General features: G+C 72.8%; 12 protein-coding genes. 4 read left to right on the top strand and 8 right to left on the bottom strand.

Annotated elements, in window-relative coordinates:
* A partial coding sequence (locus tag ACZ4Z1_RS19800) for a transposase (RefSeq protein ID WP_468487875.1) occupies positions 1 to 234 on the top strand: 234 nt, incomplete at its 5' end.
* Between the two features lie 16 nt (positions 235 to 250).
* On the opposite strand, the gene ACZ4Z1_RS19795 is transcribed toward ACZ4Z1_RS19800, so the two are convergent.
* The 8 genes from ACZ4Z1_RS19795 to ACZ4Z1_RS19760 form a co-directional block, all read right to left on the bottom strand.
* Complete coding sequence (locus ACZ4Z1_RS19795; RefSeq protein WP_468487874.1) at positions 251 to 1,243, bottom strand: zinc-dependent alcohol dehydrogenase family protein; 993 nt, start codon at positions 1,241 to 1,243, stop codon at positions 251 to 253.
* Positions 1,240 to 2,106, bottom strand: coding sequence for a carbohydrate ABC transporter permease (locus ACZ4Z1_RS19790; protein ID WP_468487873.1), 867 nt, complete (start codon positions 2,104 to 2,106; stop codon positions 1,240 to 1,242). Before ACZ4Z1_RS19790 ends, ACZ4Z1_RS19795 begins: the two co-directional genes overlap by 4 nt.
* On the bottom strand, positions 2,103 to 3,101 hold the full coding sequence (locus tag ACZ4Z1_RS19785) for a carbohydrate ABC transporter permease (protein ID WP_468487872.1): 999 nt from the start codon (positions 3,099 to 3,101) through the stop codon (positions 2,103 to 2,105). The genes ACZ4Z1_RS19790 and ACZ4Z1_RS19785 overlap by 4 nt, the downstream gene beginning before the upstream one ends.
* Positions 3,082 to 4,491, bottom strand: a complete 1,410-nt coding sequence (locus ACZ4Z1_RS19780) for an ABC transporter substrate-binding protein (RefSeq protein WP_468487871.1) — start codon at positions 4,489 to 4,491, stop codon at positions 3,082 to 3,084. The genes ACZ4Z1_RS19785 and ACZ4Z1_RS19780 overlap by 20 nt, the downstream gene beginning before the upstream one ends.
* Positions 4,492 to 4,729: 238 nt before the next feature.
* On the bottom strand, positions 4,730 to 5,491 hold the full coding sequence (locus ACZ4Z1_RS19775) for a DeoR/GlpR family DNA-binding transcription regulator (RefSeq protein ID WP_073762659.1): 762 nt from the start codon (positions 5,489 to 5,491) through the stop codon (positions 4,730 to 4,732).
* A 266-nt stretch (positions 5,492 to 5,757) separates the two neighbouring features.
* Entirely contained in the window at positions 5,758 to 7,050 is a 1,293-nt protein-coding gene (locus tag ACZ4Z1_RS19770; RefSeq protein ID WP_468487870.1) for a helix-turn-helix domain-containing protein, read from the bottom strand.
* A gap of 115 nt (positions 7,051 to 7,165) precedes the next feature.
* On the bottom strand, positions 7,166 to 8,485 hold the full coding sequence (locus ACZ4Z1_RS19765; RefSeq protein WP_468487869.1) for an erythromycin esterase family protein: 1,320 nt from the start codon (positions 8,483 to 8,485) through the stop codon (positions 7,166 to 7,168).
* A gap of 65 nt (positions 8,486 to 8,550) precedes the next feature.
* Positions 8,551 to 9,345 carry an SDR family NAD(P)-dependent oxidoreductase gene (locus ACZ4Z1_RS19760; protein WP_468487868.1) on the bottom strand — a complete coding sequence of 265 codons (795 nt, stop codon included), beginning with the start codon at positions 9,343 to 9,345 and terminating at the stop codon, positions 8,551 to 8,553.
* A gap of 195 nt (positions 9,346 to 9,540) precedes the next feature.
* On the opposite strand from ACZ4Z1_RS19760, the gene ACZ4Z1_RS19755 reads away from it, so the two are divergent.
* From ACZ4Z1_RS19755 to ACZ4Z1_RS19745, 3 genes are all read left to right on the top strand, one after another.
* Entirely contained in the window at positions 9,541 to 9,768 is a 228-nt protein-coding gene (locus tag ACZ4Z1_RS19755; RefSeq protein ID WP_398350909.1) for a DUF5133 domain-containing protein, read from the top strand.
* 103 nt (positions 9,769 to 9,871) lie between these two features.
* Positions 9,872 to 10,030 carry a hypothetical protein gene (locus ACZ4Z1_RS19750; protein WP_468487867.1) on the top strand — a complete coding sequence of 53 codons (159 nt, stop codon included), beginning with the start codon at positions 9,872 to 9,874 and terminating at the stop codon, positions 10,028 to 10,030.
* 535 nt (positions 10,031 to 10,565) lie between these two features.
* The gene (locus tag ACZ4Z1_RS19745) at positions 10,566 to 12,473 is read left to right on the top strand and encodes a sigma-54-dependent Fis family transcriptional regulator (protein WP_468487866.1); all 1,908 of its coding nucleotides are present in this window, start codon (positions 10,566 to 10,568) and stop codon (positions 12,471 to 12,473) included.
* Positions 12,474 to 12,520: the final 47 nt, after the last annotated feature.

The raw sequence follows: 12,520 nt of genomic DNA, 5'->3' as shown, positions 1-12,520 counted from the left end.
GGTATCGCCCACACCATCCCGCAGCGATCCGACCAGATCCGCAACCGGCTCCGGCGCGGCAGCCGCGGCGGGCGCCCACCGGCCTTCGACCAGCACCTCTACAAACGGCGCAACGTGGTCGAACGCTGCTTCAACCGCCTGAAGCAGTGGCGCGGCATCGCCACCCGCTACGACAAGACCGCCGAGTCCTACCAAGCAGCCGTCACCCTCGCATCGCTCCTGATGTGGGCGTGACATTTGAAGACAGCTCCTAGGGCGTGACCTGGATCTTCCGCCCCTGTCCCGCCTGGAAGCGGTCCATCGCCTGCGCGTACCGGTCCAGGGGCAGCCGGTCGCTGATGAAGACCTCCGGGTCCAGGACGCCGGCGGCGAAGAGTTCGGCGGCCCGTTCGTAGCTGTGCAGGACCGCCATCGAACCGGTGATGGTGATCTCCTGGTTGTAGATCCGGTACGGCTCGATCACGGCGCGCGCCGCGTAGTCGGAGACGCCGAACTGGAGGAACGTACCGCCCTTGCCGACGCGGCCCAGCGCGTCCTGGATGGCGCGCTCGTTGCCGGTGGCGTCGATGACCACGTCCCAGCCGCGCGGCCGGTCCAGCTCGTCGGCCGAGGCGGCCGCGTTGCCACAGCCCAGCTGCCGGGCGGTGGCCAGCCGCTGCGGGTTGACGTCGATCACGTCGACGCCCGCCGCCCCGGTGCGCTTGGCGAGTTCGAGCATCATCAGGCCCATCGTGCCGGAACCGTAGATCAGTACGTGGGTGCCGAGCTGCCGGGAGCGCAGGATGTCGTAGCCCCGTACGGCGCAGGAGAGCGGTTCGATCAGTGCCGCGTCCTCGGTCCGTACGTGCTCGGGCAGCTTGACGCAGTTCGCGGCCGGGGCGACGGCGTACTCGGCGGCTCCGCCCGCCGTGGTCACCCCGATGGCGGCCCACCGTTCGCACAGGTTGTTGCGGCCGATACGGCAGTAGTGGCACGCGTAGCAGTACAGGGAGGGGTCGACGGCGACCCGGTCGCCCACGGCCAATCCGGTGACCTCGCGGCCGGTGGCGACGACGGTGCCGGCGAACTCGTGGCCGGGCACGACGGGCAGCGTCGGGGCGAACTCGCCCCGCAGGATGTGCAGGTCGGTGCCGCACAGCCCGCAGCCCGCGACGGAGACGACGACCTCCGAGGGGCCGGGCGCCGGATCGTCGACGGTGGTGACCTCGACACGGCCCGGGGCACTGATGACTGCGGCCTTCATTTCACGGCTCCTAGGGAGAGGCCCTGGACAAGCTTGTCCTGGGCGGCGAACCCGGCGGCGAGCACCGGCAGGGAGATGACGGTGGCGGCGGCGCACACCTTGGCCAGGAACAGGCCCTGGCTGGTCACGAACCCGGTCAGGAAGACCGGTGAGGTCCCGGCGACGATGCCGGTGAGCACCCGGGCGAACAGCAGCTCGTTCCAGCTGAAGATGAAGGAGATCAGCGCGGTGGCCGCGATGCCGGGCAGGGCGACCGGCGCGACGATGCGCACCAGCGTCGTCGGCAGCCCGGCACCGTCGATGGAAGCCGCCTCCAGCATCTCCACCGGCACCTCGGCCAGGAAGGACCGCATCATCCACACCGCGATCGGCAGGTTCATCGAGGTGTAGAGGATGACGAGCAGCCAGATGCTGTCCAGCATCCGGGTGTTCTGGGCGATCAGGTAGACCGGCAGCAGTCCGGCCACCAGCGGCAGCATCTTGGTGGACAGGAAGAAGAAGAGCACGTCGCTCCACTTGCGCACCGGCTTGATGGAGAGCGCGTACGCCGCCGGGACGGCGAGCGCCAGCACCAGCAGCGTGGACGCCACCGAGGCCGTCAGCGAGTTGATCAGCGGCGGCCAGGGGCTGATCCCGGTGCCCGCGCCGAAGAACTCGCGGTAACCGTGCAGCGTCAGCCCGGCACCGACGCTCGGCGGGTTGGCGGCCGCGTCCGCCTCGCTGTGGAAGGAGGTGAGCACCATCCACGCCACCGGCAGGAAGAAGGCGATGCCGCACAGCCAGGCGGCCAGGCCCAGCAGGCTCCCGGTGCGCCGTCGGCGCCGTACGGCGGGCGTGGCGGCCCGTACCGTGCTCGCGCTCATCGGGTGACCTCCTCACGGAGCAGGGACGAGACGGTGCGCAGCGCGAAGGTCGCCACCAGCAGGGAGCAGACGACGACCACGACGCCCTGTGCGGAGGCCCGTCCGTAGTCATGGGCCTGGTAGAAGGTCTGGTAGATGGTGTACGGGAGGTTGGCCGTGCCCAGGCCGCCCGAGGTGATGGTGAACACCGCGTCGAAGTTCTGCACCACGTGGACGGTGCCGAGCAGCGCGGCCAGCTCCAGGTAGCGGCGCAGGTGGGGGAGGGTGAGGTAGCGGAACACGTCGAAGGTGGAGGCACCGTCGACGCGGGCCGCCTCGATCGCGTCGGCGGGCCGGCTCTGCAGCCCGGCCAGCAGGATCAGCATCATGAACGGCGTCCACTGCCAGATCAGCGCCACCTCGACTGCCGCCAGCGGCGAGGCCGTCATCCAGTCCGGCTGCGGCGGGTCCGCGCTGCCGGACAGCTTCCATATCCAGGTCAGCGTGCCGTTGACCAGCCCGTACGAGGCGTTGTAGAGCGCGTGCTTCCACAGCAGCGCGGCGGCGGCCGGCACGACCAGGAACGGGGTGATCAGCAGCGTACGGACGACGCCGCGCCCCCAGAACCTACGGTCCAGCAGCAGCGCCAGACCCAGCCCCAGGACGAGGCTGACCAGGACGACGGTCACGGTCAGCAGGACCGTGGTCCAGATGGCCGAGCGCATCGCGGGGTCGGTGAAGACGGCCTTGTAGTTGTCGAGGGCGGCGAAGCCCCGGTTGTCGGGTGCCAGCGCGTTCCACCGGGTGAAGGAGATGACGACGGTGGCGACGAAGGGCAGCTGGGTCACCACGATCAGGAAGACCAGGGCGGGCAGCAGCGGGGCGCGCCGGGCCCAGCCCGCGGCGCGCCGGGCGGTCCGTACGCCCCCGCGCCGCTGTGCGGCGCTGCCGGGCCGGCGTGTGCCGCCGCCCCGGCCACCCGGCTCCTTCCGTGTCTCAACGCTCTGCGTAGGCACGGGCCACCTCCTCCGCCAGCCGCTGGCTCTTGTCGAGCGCCTCGGCGACGCTCTGCCGTCCCGCGATCGCCGAACTGACCTCGTGGGAGACCTTGGTGCCCAGGTCGGAGAACTCGGGGATGCCGACGAACTGGATGCCGGGCGCGGGCCGCGGCTGCACTCCGGGGTCGTCGGGCCGGGCCGAGGTGATCGCGTGCTCCGTCGCCGCGGCGAACGCTCCGGAGGCCCGCAGGTAGTCGGGGTCGCGGTAGGTGGAGGCGCGCTTGCCGGCCGGGACCTTCGACCAGCCCAGCCGCTCACCCACCAGCCGCTCGTAGTCCTTGCCGGAGGCCCAGGAGATGAACTTCCAGGCCGCGTCCTGGTGGGTGCTCGCCTTCTGCACGCCCCATGCCCAGGTGTAGAGCCAGCCCGAACTCGCCGTCCGCTCGACCGGCGCGGGCGCGTAGCCGACCTTCCCGGCGACCTTGGAGTCGCCGCTCTCCAGCGACCCGGCGCCGGCCGTCGCGTCGTACCACATGGCGACCTTGCCCTGCTGCATGTCGTTCAGGCACTCCGTGTACCCGGCCTGCGGGGCGCCCGCCTGCCCGTGCGTCCGCAGCAGGCCGACGTAGAAGCGGGTGGCGGCGATGAACTCCGGGCTGTTCACCCGGGCCTGCCAGTCCTTGGTGAACCAGGTGCCGCCGAAGGTGTTCACCACAGAGGTCAGCGGTGCCGCGAGCTGTCCCCAGCCGGGCTGGCCGCGCAGGCAGATGCCCTTCATGCCCGGGCGCGCGCCGTCGAGCTTCGCCGCGAGCGCCGCGACCTGCTGCCAGGTGGGCTTCGCGGGCATCGTCAGCCCCAGGTCCCGCAGCACGTCCTTGCGGTACATCAGGAACGACGACTCCCCGTAGAACGGCTGCGCGTAGACCTTCCCGTCGGCGGCGGTCAGCGACTTCCGTACGGGGGCGAGCAGGTCCGCCTGGTCGAAGCCGGTGTCCCGCGCGGCCCGGCCGCCGAGCGGGGCCAGCCAGCCGTTGCGGGCGTAGATGGGCGTCTCGTAGTTGCTGAGGCTGGCCACGTCGTACTGGCCGGCCTGGCTGGAGAAGTCCTGGCTCATCTTGTCGCGCAGGTCGTCCTCCGGCAGCACGGTGTAGTTGACCTTGATGCCGGTGCGCGCGGTGAAGTGCTCGGCGGTCAGCCGTTGCAGGTCCGCCATCTGCGGGTTGTTGACCATCAGGACGTTGATCGTGTCCCGTCCCTCGTTGCCGAGGGCACCGGCGCCCCGGTAACAGCCACCGAGGGTCAGGGAGACGGTCACCACGGCGGCAGCCAGGCCGAGTGGGCCTCGCCTCCTCGTACGCGGGGCGGACCGCCGCGGGGGAGCGGTCCTCCCGGGAGATCGTGCTCGCACGGCTCGACACCTCTCTGCTGGGATGCGTTGGAATGCACTGACAACGGGTGGTAACTGCTGGCACCTGTCCGGGAATTCACCGGTCCGTGCGGCCCGGGTGGTACGGGTCGCGGGCACGGCGGACCGCGGACCGCACGCCGATTCCTGTGCGGCCCGTTCTCCGGGTGGTCACGCCGTTTTCACGTGGTCACGCCATGTCGTACGGGCGTGTGCTCCTCGCGCGCGGTGCGCGCAGTCCTCAGACCCGCAGGACCTGCGGGCCCAGCAGGGTGTACCGGTGCGCCTCCGGAGCGGAGAGCCCGGTGTCCGTGACGATCGTGTCCAGGTCCCGCACGGCGGCGAACCGGCAGAAACTGCTCGCCCCGAACTTGCTGTGCACCCCGATCAGCACCCGCCGCCGCGACGACCGCACGGCCTGCGCCTTCACATCGGCGACGGCCGGGTCCGGGGTGGTCAGGCCGTGTTCCCGCGACACCCCGTTCGCCCCGAGGAACGCCAGGTCGATGACGAACCCGGCGAGCATGTCCCGCGCCCAGGACCCCACCGCCGCCTGCGTACCGGACCGCACCCGCCCGCCGAGCAGCAGCACGGTGGTCGTGTCGGACGCGGAGACCAGCGACGCGGTGCGCAGCGAGGAGGTCACCACCGTCAGCGGCCGGTCGGTGGGCAGCAGCATCGCCAGCAGCTCCGGCGTGTACCCCTCGTCGACGAACACGGTCTCGGCCTCGCCGACGAGCTGCACGGCCGCCGCCGCGATCCGCCGCTTCTCCGCCACCTGCTGGGTCTCACGCCGCGCCAGCGTCGTCTCGAAACCAGCGCTCTCCACCGGGTACGCGGCCCCGTGCGTACGCCGGACCAGACCGCGCCGCTCCAGCTCGCTCAGGTCCCGCCGTACAGTCTCGCGCGCCACCCCGAACTCCCCGGCGACGTCCGTGACGTCCACCCGGCCGGCCTGGCGGGCCAGTACGAGGATGCGGTGCTGGCGTTCCTCGGCTCTCACGGCGCACTCCTGCTCGGTTCCCTCGGTTCCACGGCGTTCCGTTCGGTCATCGTCCTGCCCGTTTCTGCCCGGCACCAGGTTTATAGCAAGCACAAGAGCGCGTTCCGCTGCCCGTCATGGAGGGAAACCCGCCCGCTTCGGCCCGCTCGCACCGCGCCGTCACGGGCCGCGGCACCACGGCGCTGCCCGTTCGCCTCCTCGGCGGGCCCGTTCTCCGGTACGCGCAGACGCCGGCACCGACAGGCGGACGCCCCGCCGCCCGGACCTCAGCCCAGGACCAGCCGCTCGGTGTCGAAATCCGCGACGATCTCCAGCCGCCCGCCCAGGGCCGCGATGTAGGCCGCGAGCGTACGCACCTCCACAGCGCCGGGTTCGCCCTCCTCGACCGCCGCCACGCGGGCGGCCGGCACCCCCATCCGTACGGCGAGCTGCGTCTGCGTCAGCCCCCGGCGGCGGCGCACCGACGCCAGCCGCTGCCCACGGTTCCGCGCCACGAGCAGGGCCGCGCCGCTGTACCGTTCCTCGTCCCCGCCGGGGTACCAGTCGCGGAGGAAGGCGGGGCCCTCGAAGAAGGCGTCGTCCTCCGCGCCGGGCTTCCGGCCCAGCAACGCCCGCCGGGCCATGCGGGTACGGGCCAGCGGCAGGGCGTACGCATACCAGTCCCACCACTGAACCCGGTCCACGGCCACGGCGAGCAGCACCACTGCCTCACCGGGCGCCCCGGGGCAGCTGAGCCCCGTACCTCCGGCGGCCTCCCCGGCCTCGATGGTGCACAGGGCCCGCACGTCACGGCCCGTCAGTGTGCCGAGCCGCAGCTCGTACAGTTCGATTGCCGGCGGCAGTGCTCTCAGCGGCTCCTGCACCTCGCGCTCCAGCCGTTCGGCCTCGGCGATCATGGCGCAGGCCGCGGCACGGGCCGCGACCACCGCGCCGTCCGCAGCAGCGCACGAAGCCCCGTCCTCACCGGCCGCTCCCTCCACCTCGGCGCACGCCGCGTGCGCCCCCTGCTGGGCGTGCCCGGCCCGCAGGACCGCCGCCACCCCCGCTCTCCGGGACCGGAAGATGTCGGCCTGGTTCTGCACCCGGCGGCTGATCCCGAGAAGCGCGGCCTCCCGCCCGCAGACCTCGGCACGCGACTCGCCGAGCAGCAGCTGCTGGTGGCGTACCGCCGACCAGTGCTCCTTCGCCTCCCGCGCGAGATCCTCGCGGCCCGAAGCGGCGGCCCGCGCCCCCAGGTCGGCCAGCCGTCGGGCACGCCGCCCCAACTCGCTGATCGCCCGGTCGAGTTGCCGACGCGACAGCGCCGCGTCGGCCACCGCCCGCCGGACCTTCAGCAGCAGCGTGAGCTGCCGCTGGTACCAGTGGTCCAGGGCCTCCCGCGGCTCGCCCGCCCGCAGGGCGGCGCCGACCGGGACCAGCAGGGGAGTCCCCAGCCGCAGGCCCTGGTCCAGCAGCGCGGTGACCGCCTCTCCGACGAGCCGGGCCGCCCGCTCGTCGTCGCGGCGCAGGGCGTTCAGCCGGCTCCGCGCCTCACGTGCCACCACCAGTCGGTACGCCATGACGGCCTCACTCCCCGGCGAGCCCCGCGCGGGCCACCGGCTTCCACTGTGCCGCCCGCGCCCGGCCGCTGTCCCGGCAACGGGCGGGGCGGGCCGGATGCGCGGCGGGCGGTGCTCAGAACCCGAGGTCGTCGACGACGGTGGAGGCCGGGACGCTCAGGATGCCGTCGAAGGCTTCGGCCACGGGGGTGTGCAGATAGCCGCTCTGCATACGGATACGGTCCGGGCCGCCGGAGACGCCCGTGCCCCGCAGCCCCCGCAGCCCGGCGAGGCTGATGTCCGAGTCCAGCCCCGCGGCCACGACGGCGGCCTCGACGCTTCCGGGCTCCGGCGCGCCGAGCGCGGTGTCCTCGACGCGGAAGCCGAAGGCGGCGTGCTCGTCCAGGTGCATCTCGGCGGTACGGCCGCCCACGCCGGTCATGGCGAGGGCGAAGTAGTCCCCGCCCAGGGCGTGGCTCAGGTGCAGGCCCATGGGCAGCGATGTGAGACGGCCGTCGAACGAGACCGTCGTCCGCTGGATGTGGGCGTTGTGCGCGGGCAGCACGACCCGCGTAGCGGGCGCGGAGCGGTCCAGGAGCCACCGGACCGAGTCGGCCATGAACACCTCACGGGCCGAGGTGTCGGCCGGTGAGGTGTCGCCCGCGTACAGCGCGGCCATGGCCCGGAACTGGTGGTCGGTGTGGCACGCCGCCTCGGTGCGGTGCAGCGCGATGTCGTACGCGGACCGGCCGCCGCGCTCGACGTACAGCGGTTCCATGGCACGCAGCCGGGTACGCAGGCGCACCAGCCGCGCACTGAGGGCGTCCTGTTCGTCGGTGCCCAGCCGGGCCCAGGCGGGTGCGGCGAGCGCCATGGAGGCGCCGCCGAACCGCTCGGCGGTCTTCATGGCCTCCCGCACGAGCGGCAGGCCCTCCGGATCGACCTCGCGGAGGTACTCGGCCACCGGCGCCAGGGCCGGAAGCAGCGAGCCCCCTGCCTCGGGCACGTCGACACCGGCGAACCGTACGGGCAGGGTCGCGGTCCGGTTGTAGCGGCGCAGCCAGTGCAGCGGGCCGGACAGTCCGATCGGGATGTTCGCCGCGGTCTGCCGCCCGAAGTCCTCCTCGTCGCCCTCCCCTTGGACCCACGCGTCCAGCGCGAAGCCTTCGCTGAAGCCGAACTCGAAGGCCAGTGCGGTGAAACCGCAGCGCTGGACGAGAAAGCGCAGCACACGTTCGCGGGCCAGGCCGAACTCCCGGATGAAATGGGAGTTCTCGCCGAGCGCGACGACGCGGGCGTCACCGATGAGCTCCCGCAGCGGCTCCAGGTCGTCCAGCGGCTCCTCGGGGTCGAGGGTGGCGAGCACCGCGGCCCGCTCGCGGAGCCGGCCGGCGAACCCGCTCCCGGCGCCGTCGTTCTCGTTGCCGTGGCGCTGATCGTGGCTGGTGTCGGGCATGTGCAACGCTCATCTCTCGGTGGTGGCGGGAAAACCGGCGGCGTCGGAGATCGATCAGAAATGCCCTAGGGCAGGATCGAGTCCACGTACCCGCCGTCGACGCGCAGCGCGCCGCCCGTGGTCGCCGACGCCTGCGGCGAGCTGAGGTACACGACCATGTTGGCGATCTCCTCGGGCTCGATGAGGCGCTGCAGCAACGACTGCGGGCGGTGCAGCCGCATGAATTCGCGCTGGGCAGCGTCCCACGGAAGATCGCGGTCGACCAACTGGTATACGAAGTCCTCCACGCCGCCGGTGTGCGTCGGCCCGGCGATCACGGAGTTGACGGTGACGCCCGACCCGGCGAGCTCCTTGGCGAAGCCGCGCGACACGGCCGGCAGGGACGTCTTGGACATGCCGTAATGAATCATCTCGGTGGGGACCGCGACCGCGGAGTCGCTGACGATGTTCTGTACGCGTCCCCGGCCGTGCTCCTTCATGCCCGGCAGGTGCTGCCGGATCAGGCGGACGGCGCTGAGCACGTTGGTCTCGAAGTAGTCGCGCCACTCGTCGTCCGTGATCTCCAGGGCCGGGCGCGAGCCGAAGGTGCCGAGGTTGTTCACGAGGATGTCGGTGTGCGGTACGGCCGCGAGGAGGTCCCGCGCGCCGGCCTCGGTGGCGAGATCGGCGGTCACGCCGGACACCGTGGCGCCGGGCACCGCTTGCCGCAGCTGTGCGGCGGCCTCGTCGAGTCGTCCGGAGTGGCGTCCCGTCAGCACGACGTCCGCGCCCGCCCGCGCGAGGCCGGTCGCGATGGTGTGGCCGATGCCCTGGGAAGAACCCGTCACCACGGCCGTCCGGCCGGAGAGGTCGATGCGCATGTCCGAGCTCCCTTCCTGTTGCCCGCGTCCGGAGCCGGCATCGCGGGTGCGGCACGTCCGGTGTGCGGGGCGCGCGGGGCAGGGCGTGTGCTGTGCGCGTGTGATGTATCTCAATCTCTGTGGCGCATGGAGTCCCGTGGAACGGGTAGCTGCCGCTGTCCAGCGAAGGTGATCATGTGATGAAAGGGGAAAAGGATGTTGTTGGCGCACCCGGTGGTGTTGGGTAACCTCGTCGAGCAGTACGAGACATTGCGGGTGCTGCGTGCTGAGGACGGCAGTCCTGAGCTGCGCAGGCGGATGGACGATCTCGCCTACTCGCTGTGCATTTCCACCGGAACGAAGGATGTTGATGCGGCACTGGTCGCGGCCAGGCACCGGCTGCCCGGCACGGGCGTGCGGGAGGACTCCCTCCTCGCCGCCTGACACGCGCTCCGCCCGCAGTTCCGGCGTCGTTGTAATTTCCGCATCAGCACCCTCGCCGCGGGCGGGGGACGGTGCGGCTGAATGGTTCGAGGACTGACCCCACATGACCGCTGCCCGCCTGCCCGCCGGCCCACCGATCTACGAAAGCCTCATCGAGGAGCACGGCGATGTACTGGCTCAAGTCCGCCAGCTGGCCAAGGAGACGGAGCGCGAGGCCGACGAACTGCTGGACTGGAGCGAGCTGCGCTCGGGCCGGGACTGACATCCGGCCGGCACACGGGTGAGCGCCCCTGCGCGGGCCTCGCTCAGGCGGATCTGGCCGATCAGGTTCTCCAGCATGTCCAGCGACGCGTAGAGGCCGGCCGGCGCGCACCGGTTCGCCTCGGCCGGCCGCACCGGGTACCGGTCCACGGGCCGGCTCGCGTCGGGGGTGATGGGGCGTCCGTTCCAGCACAGCGTCACGGTCGGCTCCTGCGGCCTGCTCGGGTGGGCGGTCCTCAGGTGGACGTCGGGATACGGCAAGCCGCCGCGGCCGCCCGGCCGTTCCCCGTCGGGCCGGTGCGTGACCGGCCCCGGACGCGTGAGTGGGGTGCGGGTTCCGTCATCGTACGGCGCTCGAAGGAGTCCGGCCGTACGCGGAATCACAGCACGCCGCCGACGGGCGTGCTGTCTCACTCTGAGACGGTACGGCGGCAACTGCCCTGCTCCCGGCGGTCTTTCGGCCTGTGGCGGGGGAGTGCCGTACCCGGTGGTGCGATTGGGTCCGCCCGCGGGGATCGCGGTTCGGCGCCCGGGGCATGTCTGCAACCATGGATTTCCGGGACTTCCCCGAACAGGCGGTCATGCGGGCACGCGAGCGGATGCTGAGCGGTGCCCCGGAGGCGACGGCGGCAGCGGCGTACCCCCGGGCCAGGGACGCCGTCCTCTCCTCCTGGAGACGCTGCCGCCTGCACGCGGTCGACGCCGACCGGCTGCACGTCCCGCACGTCGAGCAACACATCGACTGGGACAGCCGCTTGCTGTCCGCCGCGGCGCCGGTCCTGGACCGCGTCGAACAGCTCCTCGCCGACTGCACGGCCGGCGTGGTCCTCGCGGACGCCGCGGCCCGGGTCCTGACCCGCCGGGGCGGCGACCCCGCCGTCGTCCGACTGATGGACCGGGTGCACCTGGCCCCGGGCTTCAGCTACGCGGAGGAGGCCGTCGGCACCAACGGCATCGGCACCGCGCTGGCCGAGCGGCGCCTGAGCGCCGTCTTCGGCGCCGAGCACTTCGCCGAGCCGCTGCAACACGCCGCGTGCGCCGGCATCCCCGTACGCAACCCGCTCACCGGCCGGCAGGAAGGTGTCGTCAACCTGACGTGCCTGCGGCAGGACGCCTCCCCGCTGATGGCCGCGGTGGTACGGCAGGCCGCCGCCGACATCGAGGAGCGGCTGCTGGACCGGTACTCCGGCGACGAGCGCGCGGCCCTGGACGCGTTCCTCGCCGCCGGCCGGCGCACCAGCGGCCCGGTGCTGCTGGTGACGCCCGCTCTGCGCACGGCCAACACCGAGGCGGTCCGCCTCCTGGAGCCGCAGGACCTGCGCCAGGTGGGCGCGCTCGCCGCCGACCTGCTGGCCGCCCCGGCGGGCAGCCGCAGGCAGCGCGTCGACGTGTCACTGCGGCTGGCCTCCGGCGCCGACGTACGGGTCCGCTGCACCCTGGTCGGCCCGCCCGAGCGACCGGCCGGCTGTGTCGTCGGCATGACGGTGCCGGAGGGCCGGGGCGCTCCCGTCGCGGAGGACCGGACGCCCGGCACCCGGACCGGGCCGCAGCCGTCCCCGGCGCCGCTGCCGGTGCTCCTGCCGGGCCTGGCCGGAAGCTCGCCGTCCTGGCGTGCCGCGAGCCGGGACGTCGCGTCCGCCTGCCGGCAGCGGCTGCCGACCCGTGTGGTGGGCGAGGCGGGGGTCGGCAAGCTGGCGCTGGTCCGCGCCGCCCACCACTGGGTACGGCCCCGCAGCCGGCTGCACCTCGTGGACCTGACGGCGGACCGGCGCACCCCGGACGTCCTGACCCGCGCCGAAGAGGCGCTCCGGGACGAGGACGGCACGGTGGTGCTCCAGCATCTGGAAGTGGCGGGCCGGGAGTTGATGTACCGGCTGGAGACGCTGCTCGCGGGGGCGCGGCGCAACCGTGGCGCCGGCCCGTGGGTGGTCGGCCTGTACACGGTCCCCGGGCAGGGGCCCGTCCCGCCGGCCGCCCCGGCGGGCGCCGCGCCCCCGGCGCTGGACGGTGCCGTCTTCCCGTGCACGGTGGCGGTGGCGCCGCTGCGTTACCGGCCCGAGGACATCCGCGACCTCGTCCCGGCGCTGCTGGCCCGGCACGGCCGTGGCGGCACCGTGTCCTGCACCCCGGCGGCGATGCAGGTCCTCACCCGCTTCGACTGGCCGGGCAACGTACGGCACCTGAGCCGGGTGCTCCAGCAGGCGGCACGCGGGCGACGACAGGCCGACCTGCGGCCGCACGATCTCGCACCGGAGTGCCACAGTTCCTGCCGCCGCACCCTCACCCCCTGGGAGACCGCCGAACGCGACGCGATCGTAAGGGCGTTGCACGACGCCGCGGGCAACCGCGACGCGGCGGCCCGGCAACTGGGCATCTCCCGCGCCACCATCTACCGCAAGATCCGGCTCTACGGCGTCACCGTGGCACCCGCGAGAGCCCGGTGAGGCGGCCGGCCGGCGGGCGCGGGCGCCTCACGTTCCCGCCTCCGCCG

The sequence above is a fragment of the Streptomyces sp. NPDC030165 genome, from assembly GCF_055573595.1.
This window is presented reverse-complemented; position numbering and strand designations above follow the sequence as displayed.